Origin of the sequence: Streptomyces viridifaciens (assembly GCF_001888885.2) — a bacterium.
GTDB lineage: Bacteria > Actinomycetota > Actinomycetes > Streptomycetales > Streptomycetaceae > Kitasatospora > Kitasatospora aureofaciens.
In genome coordinates, this window is the sequence record NZ_CP090841.1 from 315,607 (window position 1) to 331,138 (window position 15,532).

10 protein-coding genes are annotated in these 15,532 nt (G+C 76.2%); 4 read left to right on the top strand and 6 right to left on the bottom strand.

Features of this window, described 5'->3' with window-relative positions; translation table 11 throughout:
- Window positions 1–109 precede the first annotated feature (109 nt).
- Window positions 110–1,390, top strand: coding sequence for a serine hydrolase domain-containing protein (locus BOQ63_RS08995; RefSeq protein WP_072654010.1), 1,281 nt, complete (start codon window positions 110–112; stop codon window positions 1,388–1,390).
- Window positions 1,391–1,435: 45 nt separating this feature from the next.
- Here the strand turns inward: BOQ63_RS08995 and BOQ63_RS09000 are convergent, their stop codons facing one another.
- From BOQ63_RS09000 to BOQ63_RS09010, 3 genes are all read right to left on the bottom strand, one after another.
- The gene (locus BOQ63_RS09000; protein WP_051746680.1) at window positions 1,436–3,817 is read right to left on the bottom strand and encodes a tetratricopeptide repeat protein; all 2,382 of its coding nucleotides are present in this window, start codon (window positions 3,815–3,817) and stop codon (window positions 1,436–1,438) included.
- 238 nt (window positions 3,818–4,055) lie between these two features.
- Window positions 4,056–6,767 (bottom strand): AfsR/SARP family transcriptional regulator, encoded by a 2,712-nt coding sequence (locus tag BOQ63_RS09005; RefSeq protein WP_150475768.1) that lies wholly within the window; start codon window positions 6,765–6,767, stop codon window positions 4,056–4,058.
- A 52-nt stretch (window positions 6,768–6,819) separates the two neighbouring features.
- Window positions 6,820–7,290, bottom strand: a complete 471-nt coding sequence (locus tag BOQ63_RS09010; RefSeq protein WP_143174682.1) for a hypothetical protein — start codon at window positions 7,288–7,290, stop codon at window positions 6,820–6,822.
- 457 nt (window positions 7,291–7,747) lie between these two features.
- Between BOQ63_RS09010 and BOQ63_RS09015 the strand changes: the two genes are divergently transcribed.
- The gene (locus BOQ63_RS09015) at window positions 7,748–10,594 is read left to right on the top strand and encodes an AfsR/SARP family transcriptional regulator (protein WP_050366361.1); all 2,847 of its coding nucleotides are present in this window, start codon (window positions 7,748–7,750) and stop codon (window positions 10,592–10,594) included.
- A gap of 48 nt (window positions 10,595–10,642) precedes the next feature.
- Here the strand turns inward: BOQ63_RS09015 and BOQ63_RS09020 are convergent, their stop codons facing one another.
- The 3 genes from BOQ63_RS09020 to BOQ63_RS09030 form a co-directional block, all read right to left on the bottom strand.
- Window positions 10,643–11,266: a sigma-70 family RNA polymerase sigma factor gene (locus BOQ63_RS09020; protein ID WP_223885880.1), complete on the bottom strand. Its 624-nt coding sequence runs from the start codon at window positions 11,264–11,266 to the stop codon at window positions 10,643–10,645.
- 158 nt (window positions 11,267–11,424) lie between these two features.
- A complete protein-coding gene (locus BOQ63_RS09025; RefSeq protein ID WP_072654015.1) occupies window positions 11,425–11,829 on the bottom strand; it encodes a hypothetical protein in 405 nt (134 codons plus the stop codon).
- A gap of 265 nt (window positions 11,830–12,094) precedes the next feature.
- Window positions 12,095–12,409 (bottom strand): hypothetical protein, encoded by a 315-nt coding sequence (locus BOQ63_RS09030; RefSeq protein WP_143174683.1) that lies wholly within the window; start codon window positions 12,407–12,409, stop codon window positions 12,095–12,097.
- A gap of 115 nt (window positions 12,410–12,524) precedes the next feature.
- Here BOQ63_RS09030 and BOQ63_RS09035 point away from each other — a divergent pair, with 115 nt between their 5' ends.
- Complete coding sequence (locus tag BOQ63_RS09035; protein WP_150475770.1) at window positions 12,525–14,057, top strand: flavin monoamine oxidase family protein; 1,533 nt, start codon at window positions 12,525–12,527, stop codon at window positions 14,055–14,057.
- Window positions 14,054–15,397 carry a glutamate-cysteine ligase family protein gene (locus BOQ63_RS09040; RefSeq protein WP_072654016.1) on the top strand — a complete coding sequence of 448 codons (1,344 nt, stop codon included), beginning with the start codon at window positions 14,054–14,056 and terminating at the stop codon, window positions 15,395–15,397. Before BOQ63_RS09035 ends, BOQ63_RS09040 begins: the two co-directional genes overlap by 4 nt.
- The last annotated feature ends 135 nt before the right edge of the window (window positions 15,398–15,532 follow it).

Genomic DNA, 15,532 nt, shown 5'->3' on the forward strand with positions numbered 1-15,532 from the left:
GACGATGCGGGCGATCCGGTTCACATTGCGACCAGCCGCCCCGACCGATGATAGTGATCACGATCGACGCGATCCGACACCGCGTCAGCCCACGAGAGAGCCGAGGAACATGGCGAAGACCAGCCTTCTGCGTCCGCTCTTGGTGACCGCCGCCGCCGCTGTCCTGGTGGCGGGCGGAACCGCCCCCGCACTGGCCGCCGACCGGGGTGGCGCGACGCTGCCGACCCCCGACACGGCCGGCGTGCTGAACGCACTCCAGGCCACCACGGGCGCGGGCGCCCCCGGCGCCTTCGCGGTGATCCGCGACCACGGCGACGACGACCGGACCCGCTCGCTGGCCGTCGGCAGGGCGAACCTGGACGGGACGCCGATGAACTCCGCGTGGAGGTTCCGGGTCGGCAGCAACAGCAAGATGTTCGCCGCCGTTCTCGTGATGCAGCTGGCGCAGGAGGGCCGGATCGACCTCGACAAGCCGCTGTGCGACTACCTCCCGGCCGGGACCCTCCCCGAGGGCTGGACGATGACCGGCCGCCAGGTGATGGAGCACCGGGCCGGCGTCTACGACCACACCAACGACCTGCTGGAGCAGCCCGGCGAGGAGACCACCTCCGCCTTCGAGGCCCGCATCCGCAGCAAGGTGTACGCCCCGGCCGACCTGGTCGCGATGTCCGTCAAGCATGGCCAGCAGTACGCGCCGGGCAGCCGCTACACCTACTCCAACACCGACTTCGTGCTGATGGGCCTCGCCGTCGAGCACCTCACCGGCCGCCCGTACGCGGACGTGCTGCGCGAGCGGATCATCGAGCCGCTCCGCCTGAAGCGGACCTCCTTCGTCGTCCCCCACCAGCGGATCGCGGGCGCCCACATCACCGGCTACCTCACCAACGACGACCGCAGCAAGCCGCTGCTGGACTCCACCGAGCAGACCGGCTCGTGGGTGTGGAGCGCAGGGGCGGTCATCTCCTCCGCCGAGGATCTCGACACCTTCCTCACCGCGCTGATGGCCGGCAGCTCCGGCGGACTGGTCTCCGACGACTCGCTGCGCCAGATGGAGGCCGCACTGCCCACCCCGACCGCCAAGATCTCCTACGGGCTGGGGCTGCGCCGCATCACGCTGTCCTGCGGGGACGTGTACGGGCACGGCGGCATCGTCCAGGGCTACCAGACCCAGTCCTTCACCACCCCGGACGGGCACCGCTCGGTGGTGGTCTTCGCCAACGCCTCCAACAACGGTTCCGTCACCCAGGGGCTGATGAACGCTCTGGAGCCGGCCTTCTGCGGGAAGAAGCCGGCGGCCGCACCGCGAACCGCCTTCACTCCGGCCGCGCGGGACGGCGGGGGCGACCAGGGTGACCAGGGCCTGCCGGTGGTGGAGGACACCCGGATCTGACCCGGTGCCGCAGCCCAGGGGCCGCTGCGGGCCTGTCCGGCACGATCAGTCGGACAGGCCCTGCACGGGGCTCCGGCCGCGCCGGCCGTCCGCGCTCAGGTCGGTGAGCGCCTCGGTGAGGATCTCCCGGGCCTCGTCGGCGCGGCCCTGCTCGATCAGCGCGGTGCCGAGTTCGGTCAGCGTCTTGGTCATGCTGTCCGGACGCCCGATCGCCTCGTAGTGCACCAGCGCCTGCCGGTAGGCCTTCTCGGCGGCCGGCCAGCGTTTCAACGCCGCCCGGTCCTGGCCTAGTTCGTGCGCCGTCACGGCGGCCATCAGGTGCATCAGCGGCGAGGACCAGCGCTCCACCAGCTCCAGGGCGCGTGCCAGCGCCCGGCGGCGGGAGTCCTGCGCCTCATCGGCCCGGCCCAGGTGGCGCAGGCAGGTCGCGGCGCCGCGCAGGGTGACCAGCCGGCCGATCATCGCGGCCCGGTTGTCCACCTCGGCGAAGGCCTCCGCCGCCCGCTGGTAGCTCTCGCCGGCCTCCTGGTAGCGCTGGAGGTGGCGCAGCCCGGTGCCGAGGTAGGTGAGCGCCCAGCCCTGCTGCTCGTGGTCGCCCAGGCCGCGGGCCAACGCCAGCCCCTCACCGGCGAGTTCGATGCCGCGCCGGTAGCGGTGCAGACAGGTGACGTACGTCCAGGCCAGGTAGTTGACGTGCACTGCCTCGGCCTGCCGGTCGCCGCTCGCGCGGGCCGCGTCCACCGACAGCTGGAACACCTCGCCCCAGAGGTCCCAGCTGACCAGGCGGTCGGAGAACCAGTGCATGGCCTCGGCGGTGTCGATCACCTCCCGGTGGCGGCCCTCCCGCTGCGCCCGGTACAGCGCGGCCAGCCACTCCGGGTGCTCCTCCTCCAGCCAGCGTGCGGCCTCGGTGAGCGGGACGGAGTCAGCCCCGGCGGCTGCGGCGCCCTCGGCCGCGGTGTGGTCCGGGTCGAACCGCAGGCCGTGGGCCGCCGCCTCGCGCAGCAGCCAGCTCCCGGCCCGGGTGCGGGCCTCGGCGACGGCCTCGGCCGTCTCGTCGACGGTCAGGCGCTCTCCCGCGTACAGCCGCACCAGGTCGTGCAGCCGGTAGCGCTCCGGGGCGGCCGGCTGCACCAGGCCCGCGTCCACCAGCTGCTCCAGGACGAGTTCGGTGCGCGCGGCCGACAGCCCCGCGTAGCGGGCCAGGACGGACGCGGTGAAGTCCGCCCCGGCCGTCAGCGCGCAGCGGCGCAGCACCAGCCGGGACTGCTCGGGCAGCCGGCGGTAGGAGAGTTCGAAGGCCGGACGGACGGCGAGGTCCCCGGTCTCCAGCAGGTCCAGGCGGTTCTCCTCGGCGGCGAGCTGGCGGGCCAGCTGGGCCACCGGCTGCTGCGGCCGGGCGACCAGCCGCTGCCCGGCGATGCGCAGCGCGAGCGGCAGGTAGCCGCAGAGCCGGGCCAGCTCGGCGGCGGCGTCCGGGGCTGCCTCGACCCGTTCCGGCCCGGCGATCCGGGCCAGCAGCGCGGACGCCTCGGCCGGGGAGAGCACGTCGAGCCGCAGCCGGTGCACCGCCTCCAGGCCGGGCAGGGCGTGACGGCTGGTCACGATGGTCACGGCCGGACCGGAGCCGGGCAGCAGCGGGCGCACCTGGGCCTCGTCGGCTGCGTTGTCCAGCACCAGCACCAGCCGGCGGTCGCGGACCAGGGCGCGGAACAGACCGGCCCGCTCCTCCGTCCCGGCGGGCACCGCGCCGTCCGCGACCCCGAGGGCGCGCAGCACCTGGCCGAGCGCCTCGCGGGCGGCCAGCGGGGTGGCGGCCATACCGCCGAGGTCGAGCGAGAGCTGACCGTCCGGGAAGGCCGGGGCGAGCGCGTGGGCGGCGTGCAGGGCGAAGGCGGTCTTTCCCAGGCCCGGCTGACCGCTGATCAGCACCACCCGGGGGTGGGCGGGGTGCTCGTCGGCGGTGAGGGCGGCGAGCTCGGCGAGGGCCTGCTCGCGGGCGGTGAAGTCGGCGAGGTCACGCGGCAGGGCGAGCGCGCCGGGGGGCGTGCCGGGGGGCGCGGGCTCTGCGGCGGCGTCCGGCGCGGGTGGCGCTGCCGGTTCCGGCCCGGCGCCGGCCGGAGCCGCGGGCGGTACGACCGGCCCTACCGCCTGCCCCTGCGGCGGCACCTGGCGCACCCCCCGGGGCCGGCCGGACTGCGCGGCCCCCTCCAGGGCGGCGGACTGCGCGCCGTCCAGGCCCAGGGCGGCGGCCAGGGCCCGGACGGTGCGCCGCTGCGGGCCGCGGGTGCGGCCGCGTTCCATGTCCCCGAGGGCCCGCAGGCTGACGCCCGCGGTGGCGGCCAGGTCCTCCTGGGTCAGGCCCGCTGCCACCCGGTGCCCGGCCAGCAGGTGGCCGAACTCCCCGGTTCCGCTCGCCAGCGTCATCTCCCCGCCCCACCCCTGGTTTCGTACGCCCTCAGTTCTGCCGGGCGCCGGGCCGGGCAGTTCCCCTCAGGCAGAAGTATGCCTTGGCGGAAGTAGCGCGCACACCAGCCCTCCGCCTGCGGGGATGCCCGGGACGGAGGCGGTCCGGCGGGCGGTTCCGCGTGGCAGAACCGCCGATAGTTCCGCCTGTACGGGCCGGTGCGGGAGGCAGTTGTGCACCGGTCCGCAGGGCCCGCCGTCAGCGCTCCCCCGCCACCAGTGCCTCTTCGCGCCGCCTGGCTTCCGCTCCCTCGACGCTGCGGCCGAGCTCGAGGAGCAGGTCGGCGAGCAGCCCGTGCGAGCGCGCCTCCACGGTGGCGTCGCCGACGGTGCGGCCGAGCGCGACGGCGAGCCGGGCCGAGGACAGCGCGGCTTCCCGGCGGCCGAGGGCGTGCAGGGCGCGGGCCCGGCTGTGGGTGGCGAGCACCGTCTCGACCTCGTCCGGGCGGCCGCGGTCCGGGCCGCCGCCGTCCGGACGCCCGTCGGCGCTGCGGGCGGTGGCCGTGCGGACCGCCTCGTCCGCGTGGGCGAGCGCCCGCTCCGGGCTGCCGACCAGGACCAGGACCTCGGCGAGGTCGGTGAGGGCGCGCACCAGCAGGTGCCCGGTGGCCGGGGTCCGGGCGGCGGCCACCAGGTCGGTGAGCAGCGGCAGCGCCCGGTCGTACTGCCCGGCCCGCACCAACGCGGCGGCCACCCGGCTGCGGCAGTGGTGGCGCAGCAGCGCGTCACCGGCCCGGTCGGCGGCCGCGGCCGCCCTGTCCAGGTGCTCCAGGGCGGTGCGGTGGGCCGCCCGGCGGACGTGCAGGACGGCGAGGTCGGTGCCCAGCCGGGCGAGGGCCGCGTCGTCCCGGTCGGCGTGCGCGGCGCGCAGCCCGATCTCGGCGACGGTCCGCCAGTGCGTCCGGTCCCGGCCAACGGGCCCGTCCGGGCGCTCGGCCGAGCGCTCGTACAACAGGCTCATCCGGTGGGCGAGTTGCCAGGCGGCGCGGGTGCGCCCGTACTGCTCGGCGCAGAGCACCACGGCGCGCAGCGCGCTCTCCTCCCGGCGGAACCAGGCCGCCGGGGGCCTTCCGCCCTCGCCGCCCTCCCCCGCCCACGGGGCGGTGAGCTCCAGGTAGTGGGCGATCAGCCGGTCGAGCGCGCCGAACCGCTCCTCGCACTGCAGCGCGGCGGCCTGTCCGGCGGCGTAGCGGCGGACCAGTTCGCGCCGGGTGTAGCGGCCGGGGGTGGTCTCGGCCAGCAGGTGGACGGCGTCGAGCGCGGTCAGCAGGGTGCGGGCGGCGGCCGGTCGCAGGTCGGCGAGCGCGGCGGCGGTGGCGGTGTCGATCTCCGCGCCGGGGTACAGCCCGAGCAGGGTGAACAGCCGGGCGGCGGCGGGCGGCAGGGTCCGGTACGTGCGGTCCAGGGCGGCGCCGACGCCGACCGGGCCGCGCGCGGCGCCGGCCCCGGCCAGGGCGGCGAGGCCGGTCTGCTCGTCGGCGAGTTCGGCGCCGAGGTCGCCCGGGGACCAGTCCGGGCGGGCGGCAAGCCGGGCGGAGGCCAGGCGCAGGGCGAGCGGCAGCCGGTCGCAGCGCTCGGCGAGCTCGGCGAGTTCGGCGGCCGTCTCCGGGTCGGTGGCCGGACGGTCCGGGCCGAGTCCGCGGGCGAGCAGGTCCCGGGCGTCCTCGGCGTCCAGCGGACCGAGCGGGAGCACCAGGGCGTCCTCGTGGAGCAGCACTTCGCGCAGCCGGTCGCGGCTGGTGACGACGGCGACCGGGCCCAGCGCGGTGCTGGTCGGCGCGGGCCGGTCGGGCAGCAGCGGGGCCAACTGCCGGTAGGAGGCGGCGTCGTCCAGCAGGATCAGGATCCGGCGGTCGGCGAGGAGTGCGCGGTAGCGGGCCGCGCGCTCCTCCAGGCCGGCGGGGACGGCCTCCGGCGCGACGCCGAGGTCGGTGAGGAAGCCGGCCAGGACGTCGGCGGGCCGGCGCGGGCCGGCCGGGTCGGAGCCGCGCAGGTCGGCGTGCAGGACGCGCTCGGGGAAACGCTGCGCCGCCCAGTGCTGGACCAGACCGGTCTTGCCCACCCCGGCCGGGCCAGTGACCAGGATCGGGCGGGCGGTCCGGGCGGCCACGGCCAACGCCTCGTGCAGCCGGGCGAGTTCGGCGGCGCGGCCGACGAAGCGGCGGTCCGGCGGCGTGCGGCGCGCCAACTGCTCGCCCGCCTGCCGCAGTTCCGGCCCAGGCGGGCCGGACAGCCGGGCCACCGTCCGCTCGTACCGCTCCCGGGCCTCCAGCCCGCGCCCGGCCTGCTCCAGGCACTCGACCAGCCGGGCGGCCAGCGGCTGCCGGCCCGGGTGCGCGTCCGCCGCCTCGGTGAGCTCGGGCACCAGCTCGCCGCCGCGACCGGCCAGCACCAGCCCCTGCGCCAACCGGTTCAGCGCGCACAGCCGCAGGTCGGTCAGGAACGGGAGGGTGCGCTCGCGCAGCAGGGCGGACCCGCAGTCGGCCAGCGCCGGGCCCCGCCACAGGTCCAGGGCCGCGCGCAGCAGCGGAACGGCCGGGTCGTCCGTCCCGACCCGGGCCGCCGCATCGGGCGACAGCAGCCCCGCCCGGTCGCAGAGCGTGCTGAAGCGCACCAGGTCCACCCGGTCCGCGTCACCCTCCAGGACGTACCCGCCGCCCCGGGTGCCGAGCACCAGCCCGGGGTCGTCCAACTGCTGCCGCAGCGCCGCGACGTGGCCCTGGAGCGCCGCCCGCGCGGTCGGCGGCGCGGCGCCTTCCCAGACCAGCTCGATCAGCTCCTCGGCGCCCACCGGCTGGTTCAGCCGTGCCGCCAACGCCCCCAGCAGCGCGCGCCGTTTGGGCGCCGAGGGCGTGGCCACCGTGCCGTCCTCCCGCCGGACCACCATCGGCCCGAGCAGCTCGATGTCCATGCTCCCCTTCCCTCTCGTCGTGGGACAGTACGCCGGACCGGACCGGGCCGGTTCACTTCGCGGGCTCGTCCTCCGTACGGTCCGGGCCCTCGGCGAGCTCGGACCAGACCGGCGGCGTCCTGAAGTCCGGTCCCTCGACGACCAGCACGTCGAACGGCGCGTAGTCGTTCCCCGAGGCCCGGACGGTGAAGCCGGCCGCCGAGAGGATCGCGGTCACCGCGGCGGACATCGCCCGGTGCACCTGGTCGCCCAGGACGACCGCGGGCGTCGGCGCCGCGTACCGCCGCAGGTCCGCCGTCGCCCTGCTCCGCAGTCGGGGGCTCGTGTGCCAGCTCACCAGCACCTCCGGGTCCTCCCCGAAGTGCTGGTTCCAGCTGCTGATCCGCACCGCCGCCCCGACGGCCAGCTCGTCGTCCAGGCCCGGGGCCACCACCGGCAGTCCGGCGGCGGCCAGTTCGTCGCGGACCCGCTGGGCCAGCCGCTCGAACCGGGCGTTCACGTGTCTCCCGAGAGTCTCGTCCATGCCCGCACGCTACCGGCCCGCCGCACCCCTCCCGCACCACACTGTCGGCCCACGCGCCTACGGTCCGCCCCGTCACCGGTCCCGCCCACCGCACCGCACCGCCGCGGACGACGACCTCCTGCTCGACCGGCTCCGCGCCCTCACCGGGGCACCCGGCCTGGTGCACGCGACCTCCTCGCCGCGCCACCGGCTGTGGACCTGGGCCGACGGCGGCGACGTCCGGGCCGGGGTGCCGGCGGCGATCCCTCGCCGAGTGGCCGGGCGGGGCTTCGGTGCCCGGGGCCCCAGGGGCGATCTGGTTTCCAGAGGCAACCATCTACCACCCCCGGGGCCTCTGTACCCGTGGCGGCTCCGACGGTTGCGAGCGTTCGAGTGCGGATCGGACACGTGTGCGCACTACACTGCTCCACCCCGGCGGCCGCCTCCAGGTCTCGGGTGCGGTGAGGTGGGGGTACGGGTGCGGATTCGGCTGCTCGGGCCGGTGGAGCTGGAGGTCGCCGGGGGCGGTCTCGCCACCTTGGCGGGGGCGCAGCGGCGGGCGGTCCTGGCGTTGCCGGCGCTGCGGCTGGGCCGGGTGGTCACCATGGACCAGTTCTGCGAGCTGCTGTGGGGCGAGCGGTCCCCGGCCAGCGCTCGGGCGGCGGTGCAGGGGCACGTCGCGGCGCTGCGCAAGGTGCTCGCCGACACCCCGTTCGAGCTCCACACCCGGGCCGGCGGCTATCTGCTGAGCGGGCCGGCCGAGGAGGTGGACGCGCTGCGGTTCACGGCGCTCGCCGAGCGGGCGGGCGAACGCGCCGACCGCGGTGACGGTGCCGGCGCGATCGCGCTGCTGGAGGAGGCGCTGCAGCTGTGGCGCGGCGAGGCCCTGGCCGACCTGCCGGACACCCCGCTGCGGGCCGCCACCGTGGAACACCTGAAGCAGTCCTCCACCGCCGCGCTGCTGCGCTGGGCCGGGCTGCGGCTGCGCCAGGGCACGGGTGCGGCGGCCGTGGCGGTGCTGGAGCAGAGCGTCCGGCGGGACGGGCTGCGCGAGGAGCTGGTGGCGCTGCTGGTGCGCTGTCTGCAGCAGGCCGGGCGGACCGCGGACGCGCTGAACGCCTACCACCGGGCCCGGCTGCGGCTGGACCGGGAGCTGGGCATCCGCCCCGGACCGGCGCTGCGGGCCGCGTTCGCCGAGGTGCTGGCGGACGACCGCCCGGAGGCGCCCCCGGCCGCCCCCGCCGCCGTCCCCGCCGAGGCCCCCGCCGCCGCTCCCCCGGCCGCCCGGTCGGGCTATCAGGCGCCCCAGCAACTGCCTCGCCAGCGGGGGGAGTTGATCGGACGCACCGCCGAGGCCCAGTGGCTGGACCGCGCCTGCGCCCCCGACCGGGCCTCCGACGGGCCGGCCCTCGTGGTCGGCCCGGCCGGGATCGGCAAGAGCGCCCTGGTCACCGCCTGGGCGCACCGGGCCGCCGAGCGCTTCCCGGACGGCCGGCTGTACGCGGACCTGCGCGGCCTCGACCCGGCCGGCCCCGCCGAGCCCGGGGCCGTCCTCGGCCGCTTCCTGCGCGCCCTGGGCGTCCCGGACGACGCCGTCCCGACCGACCCCGCCGACCGCGCCGCGCTCTACCGGGAGCACACCAGGGGGCGCCGCCTGCTCGTGGTGCTGGACGACGCCGCCGACGCCGACCAGCTCACCGACCTGCTGCCGGACGGCCCGGGCTGCGCCGTCGTGATCACCGCGCGCGGCTCGCTGGAGAAGCTGGTCGCCACCGAGGACGCCGCCCTGCTGCGGCTGACCGCACTACCCGAGGCCGACGCCCTGGGCCTGCTGGAGCACCTGCTGACGCCCGGGCGCCTGCGCGCCGAGCCGGAGGCGGGCGCCGAACTCGTCCGGCTCTGCGAGCAGTTGCCGCTCGCCCTGCGGATCGCCGCCGCCCGGCTGACCGCCCACCCGAGCTGGACGCCCACCGACCTGGTCGCCGAACTCGCCGACGAGCGGACCAGGCTGGCCGCCCTGGAACTCGACGCGCACACCGGGCTGCGACAGCAGCTTCGCCTGTCCCTCCATCAGGTCTCGGCGCAGGCAGTGGAACTGCTCGCACTGCTCGCACTCCACCCGGGCCGGGAGGTTGACGGCCAGGCCGCCGCCGCGCTGCTCGGCACCGACACCGCGACCGCCCACCGGGCGCTCGGCGAGCTGGCCTCCCACCACCTGCTCACCGGTGCCGCCCGCGGCCGCTACCACCGCTCCGACCTGGTACGGCTGTTCAGCGCCGACCTGCTCGCCGAGCAGTCCGCACCCTCCGAACAGCGCCGGGAGCACGCCCTGCTGCGCCTGCTGGACCACTACCGGGGCGCCCTGCAGCGCTGCGGCAGCTACCTCGACCCCGGCCAGGAGGACCCCGGGGCGCCCGCCCTCCCGCCGCAGCCCCTGCCGCCCGTCGTGGACATCCGCACCGCACTGGACTGGTTCCGCGCCGAGGAGCCCGCCGTCCGGATGCTGATCGACCGGGCCGCCGTCAGCCACCCCGACCGGGCCTGGCGGCTCGCCCTGACCACCGGCTCGCTCTACTACGGCGCCAGCCGCTTCACCGACTGGCTGGCCCGGGCCGACGTCGGCCTGGCGGCGGCCGAGCGCTGCGCCGACCCGGTCGCGGTGGCCTTCCTGCACAACTGCCGGGCGCAGGCGCTGGTCGCCCTGGAGCGCCGTCACGAGTCGGCGGAGGCGGCCCGAAAGGGGGTGGCCGCCGCCGAGTCCGCCGAGGGGCCCGCCGCCGATTCGGCGCGGGTCCGGTCGCTCGCCACCCTGGGCCTGGTCACCGCGATGCTCGGGGACCCAACCGAGGCGCGGCGGCTGGCGGCCGAGGCGACGGCGCTGGCCGTGGAGTCCGGCAACCGCGAGCGGCTGGTCGACGCGCTGGTGCACCAGGGCTGGGTGAGCCTGGCGACCGGGGATCCGGCGGGTGCGGAGCGCCGGTCCCGGGAGGCCCGGGAGCTGCTGCCGCCCCGTCCGGTCACCCAGGTGCACCTGTGGTCGCTGCTGACCGAGGCCCAGGCGCTGCCGCCGACCGTCCGGGAGGAGACGGCGGACCTCGCCTGGCACCGCCTGCTGGCCGCCTGCGAGGAGGCGGGCCTGCTCTACCTGCACGCCGTCGCCGAGCAGTCCTACGCGGCCCACCTGGTGGCCCGGGGCCGCGCGCCGGAGGTGCGGGCGCGGCTGGCCTCGGCGCTGGAGCGCTTCCGCCGGCACGACCGGCTGGCAGGCCACCGAAGCGAGTTGACCGCGGGCCTGGAGTCCTCGCTCAGCCTGCGCACCCCTTGAGCCGCAGCCCCAGCGGGCGTTCAGCCGGTGGCCGGCGCGTCCCCCTGCTCAGCCCGTGACCGGCGCGTACCCGTGCTCGGCCGCCAGCACCGGCCGCAGCGCCCGGACCGCGTAGAAGTTCCGGGATTTGACCGTCCCCGGCGGCACCCCCAGCCGGGCCGAGGCCTCCACCACCGAGCGGTCCTTCAGGTGCAGCTCGACCAGCACCTCGCGGTGGTGCTTCTGCACCCGCCGCAGCGCCAGCGCGAGGTCCCGGGCGACCACCACCTGCTCGTACGGGTCGTCGGCGAGCGGACGGTCCTCGACCGGCTCGCCGATCACCTCCTTGGCGCGGGCGGCAGCCATCCGGTAGTGGTCAATGGCGATCCGCCGGGCGACGGTGAACAGCCAGGGGCGGGCCTGCTCGGGGCCGGCGGCCAGGGCCTCCGGGTGCTGCCAGGCGCGCAGCAGGGTCTCCTGGAGGATGTCCTCGGCCTTGCCGCGGTCGCCGCCGGTGGTGCGCATCAGGGCGCGCAGCAGGTAGCCGCCGTGCAGGCGGTGGATCTCGGCCAGGGTGTCGGGGTCGAGGGTCGGTCGGGCCGGGGCCGGCTCGGGGGTGGCCGCGATGGCGGCCGGGGGGCCCGCGGGCGGCTGGGCGACGGGTGTGGGGCGGGCGACGGACGGCTTCGACACGCGCTACCTCTCAGGTCGGGCAAGGGCACATGGCAGGGCTTCCGCCGTACATCCCCCGTGGCGGTCTGGACCAGACTGCCGGGCGCCGCCAAGGACCTGCCAACGATCCACCAACGCCCCCACCTGCGGGCATCTGGGGCTCCACCGAGTGCCACCGCTCAGTCCCCGTCGATCTCCCGGCCCGGACCGTCCCGGCCCGGTCCCTCCCGGCCCGGTTCTCGGCACAGCTCCCGGACCAGCTCCTGGACGCCGTCCTCGCCCCGGTGCTCGATCAGCACCGCGACCCACCCCGCCAGCCGTTCCCGCTCGGCCACCGTCCACCCCGGCGCGCAGGGGTGCACGTCCACCACCAGCCCCCTCGCCACGGCCAGGAGTCCCGGCGTCGGCTCCGGCCGCCGCTGACGGTCGGGCAGCGCCCGCAGCGCCAGCCGCCGGGCGACGGCCGTCACCTCGGCCGCGGTGCCCGCCGGGACCGCCAGCGCGGGCGGGCCCGGCACCTCCGGAGCGCCCATCCGCACCAGGGCCGTGATGTACGCACGCACCTCCGGGCCGTCCGCTTCCATCCCCTGTTCCTCCCCCGTCCCTTTCCGTCCCGCTCTACGTGGCTTCCGCCGAGCGGGGTTCAGCCGCAGCCCGGCGGTGGTGACCCGTCAGTAGGGGTGCGGCCGGGAGCCGCCCACCACCACGACGCAGGCGACCGTTCCGCCCGCTGATCCGACGTGATCCGAAAGACACGCCCTGGACCGCATTGTCCTCGTCCGGCGTGAGAACGGTCGACGGCCGGCCGTGGGTGTCTGCCCCCGACCGGCCGGTCTCATGCGGTGCGGGTTACTTCTTCGTCTGTGCCATCGGGGTCTGGTACGGGTGGTGGTGGGTGCCGCCGATGTGCAGTTCCTCGGCGGGCTTGCCGGCGATCCCGGGCAGCACGTGGGTGCCGAAGGGGTCGGTGACGGTGACGGCGTTGCCGTTGCGGCGCACCTCGTGCGGCGAGCCGATCGAGTAGGAGGCGAGCGCGATCCCGGTGCTCGGGTCGCACCGGCGCTGGGGGCGGTGCCGAACACGCCACCCCGCCGCCGGAATACCGGTCAGGTCATTTTCCGGGCCCCTCGGCGAGGCCCGCCCCAGCGCTCCGAGTAGCAACATTGGCCCTGCATGTCCGACACCGTCCCCTCACTCGCGTCGGCGCCGCCGAGTGGCACACGAACCAGGCCTGGACCAGGCTGAGGCGAAGTCCGGTCGCCAGAGGGGTGCGGTGCCGATGTTCGATACGAGCTTTGCGTTCCCGCGTGCCCTGCTGAACCCGGTGGCGGGCGCCCGAGGGCGGGTCGCCGTCATCGGCGCAGGAATCGCCGGCCTGGTCTGCGCGTACGAGCTGGAGCGGCGCGGGTTCGACGTCGTGGTCCACGAACGGTCGAACCGGCCCGGCGGACGGGTGCGGACCCACCGCTTCTGGGACGGCACCCACGTCGACCTCGGCGCCATGCGCATCCCCGGCAACCACCACTGCGTGCTGCACTACGTCTCCCAGTTCCACCTGGAGACCCGCCCGTTCGTCAACGCCAACCCGCGCGCCTACTACCACCTGCGCGGCCAGCGGGTCCGGGTCCAGGACGTGGCCGTCCTCTACCCCGCGTACGCGCTCCGCCCGGGCGAACGGCAGGCCCCGACGCCGGTGCTGGACCGCCTGCTCGGCCCGGTGTGGCGCTCGCTCACCGTCGAGCAGCAGGAGCACACGCTGGCCGGCCACTGGGACGACCCGGCGCTGGAGCGGGCGGCCTCGGTGTCCCTGTGGCAGTTCGTCCACGAGCACCTGTCGCAGGACGCCTGGGACCTCATCGGCCACGCCAGCGGGCTCGCCCACTACGAGCAGTCCTCCCTGCTGGAGGTCCTGGTCGACTACTTCGGACTGTTCCACGAGGGGCAGGTCGAGCTGGTGGACGGGCTGGAAGCGCTGGTCCACGCCTTCGTCCGGGCCCTGCGCCCCGGCACCCTCCGGCTGTCCAGCCGGATCGACGAACTCACCCTCACCACGGACGGCGTCCGGATCCACGGCAAGCGGCTCGGCGCCCCGCTGGAGGACCACGCCGACTACGTGGTCTGCTGCGTCCCGGCGCCCGCACTCGACCAGATCGCCGTCAGTCCGGGCCTGCCCCACTCCCAGCGGCACGCCGTGCGCGGCATCAGCTACGCCAGCAGCAGCAAGTCTGTCCTCCACCTCACCCGCCGCCGCTGGGAACTGGAGGACGGCATCCACGGCGGCGGAAGCTTCACCGACCTGCCGATCCAGCAGTGCTGGTACCCGTCGGACAACGCCATGCCGGTCACCGACGGCGTCAACGGCAGCGCCGACCACCGCTGGGCCGCCCGAGACCCGCTGCGCTCGGCCGAGCCGACCGCCCTGCTCGGCGCCTACCAGTGGGGCGCGAACGCCCGGCGCTTCGCCGCGCTGCCCCCGGCGGACCGCGACGCCCTGGTGCTGGACTGCCTGGACCGGCTCCACCCCGGCATCTCCGCCGACGTGGACGACATCCTGCACTGCGACTGGGACGTGCAGACCGGCATGGGCGGCGGCGCCTTCGCCCACCTGACACCCGGCGAACACACCCGCTACCTGACGGTGCTCGGCTCGCCGCACCCGGCCGACGACCCGCGGATCTTCTTCGCCGGCGAGCACCTCTCCGGCGCCCACGCCTGGTGCCAGGGCGCCGCCCGGTCCGCCCTCGACGCGGTGGCCGCCGTACTCGACCGCGCCGGCCACCCCCGGATCGCCACCCGGGTGGGTACCGCGTGACCGACCGGCAGCTGACCCGGGACGACCTGCGCGCCCCGTTCCGGCCCGCCCGCAGCGAGCAGGTCGGCATCGAGGTCGAGTGCGGACTGCTCGACCCGGCCACCGGCCTGGCCGCCCGCTACTTCGGCGACCGCGGCGTGCTGGCCGTCCTGGAGGCGGTGCTGGCCCACTGGGGCGGCGAGCGCCAGGAGGACGCCGGACGGCTGACCGGAGTGCTGCGCCCGGACGGCAGCCAGATCACCCTGGAACACGGAGGCCAGCTCGAGTACTCCTCGGTGCCCGTCCCCAGCGTGGCCGAAGCGGTGCACGACATGCGCACCGCGCTGGAGCAACTCGCCGAGCTGGTGGGCCGGTTCGGCCTGGCCCTGGTGCCCGGGGGGAACCTCCCGTTCGACCGGCTGGCCGACGTGCAGTGGGTGCCGATGACCAGGGGCGCCATCATGCGGGACTACTTCGCCGCGCTGGGCCCTGCGGGCGACCGCGCCCGGTACATCATGGCGCTGTCGCTCTCCACCCAGGTCACGCTGGACTACCTCTCGCCCGGGGACTTCACCGAGAAACTGCGCACCCAGATGGCCGCCGCACCGGTGGTCGCCGCCCTGCTCGTCAACTCCCCGATCCAGGAGGGCCGTGCGGACGGCCTGCTGTCCCACCGCAGCTGGGCCTGGCTGCGGATGGACCCGCGCCGGTGCGGCGTGCTCGCGCCCGCGCTGCGCCCGGACGTCGACGTGGACGACGTGATCGACTGGGCCCTCGACCTCCCCCTGATCCACTACCGCACCCCGGACGGCCGCTACCACCCGGCGCCCGACCGCCCCTTCGCCGACCTCCTCCGGTACGGCTACGACGACGGGTCGCGCCCCACGCCCGCCCACTGGGCCTCCCACCTCAACCAGCTCTGGACCCACACCCGGGTGCGCAACACCCTGGAACTGCGCGGCTCGGACGGTCCGCCGTACCCGTTCATCGCCGCCGTCCCGGCCCTGTGGACCGGCCTCACCTACCACGCCGAATCCCGTGCCGCCGCCTGGAAGCTGCTCGGCCACCACACCGTGGCGCAGCACCGCGCCGCACTCGCCGAACTGCCCGTCCGCGGCCTCGCCACCCGACTGGGCGACGACCCCGTCCGCCCGCTGGCCGCCGAACTGCTCCGCCTCGCCCGGGCCGGGCTGGACGCGCGCGTCTCGGCGGGCCTCGAACCGCCCCACGTCCCCGGCTACCTGGACCCGCTGGACGAGATCGTCGCCACCGGCCTCACCTTCGCCGAGCAGTGCCTCGGGCGCTGGCACGGCGAGTTCCGCCAGGATCCGGCCCGCTACGTCGCCGCGCACCGGGTCTGAAGCGCACCTGATCCGAACGCAAGGAGCTGGCGCGGTCCCCGTCCGGGCCGCCCCCGAAGCTGCGCCCGGTCTTCGAACACGGCCCCGCCCCCCGCCCAGGTCGCCGACGCCGCCTTCGACGAGCTCTTCCGCTCG

What these genes read in the sequence shown, in the direction of transcription:
- BOQ63_RS08995 (WP_072654010.1), top strand. Translation starts at nt 110, where the DNA reads ATGGCGAAGACCAGCCTTCTGCGTCCGCTCTTGGTGACCGCCGCCGCC.
- BOQ63_RS09000 (WP_051746680.1), bottom strand. Translation starts at nt 3,817, where the DNA reads ATGACGCTGGCGAGCGGAACCGGGGAGTTCGGCCACCTGCTGGCCGGG.
- BOQ63_RS09005 (WP_150475768.1), bottom strand. Translation starts at nt 6,767, where the DNA reads ATGGACATCGAGCTGCTCGGGCCGATGGTGGTCCGGCGGGAGGACGGC.
- BOQ63_RS09010 (WP_143174682.1), bottom strand. Translation starts at nt 7,290, where the DNA reads ATGGACGAGACTCTCGGGAGACACGTGAACGCCCGGTTCGAGCGGCTG.
- BOQ63_RS09025 (WP_072654015.1), bottom strand. Translation starts at nt 11,829, where the DNA reads ATGGAAGCGGACGGCCCGGAGGTGCGTGCGTACATCACGGCCCTGGTG.
- BOQ63_RS09030 (WP_143174683.1), bottom strand. Translation starts at nt 12,409, where the DNA reads ATGTTGCTACTCGGAGCGCTGGGGCGGGCCTCGCCGAGGGGCCCGGAA.
- BOQ63_RS09035 (WP_150475770.1), top strand. Translation starts at nt 12,525, where the DNA reads ATGTTCGATACGAGCTTTGCGTTCCCGCGTGCCCTGCTGAACCCGGTG.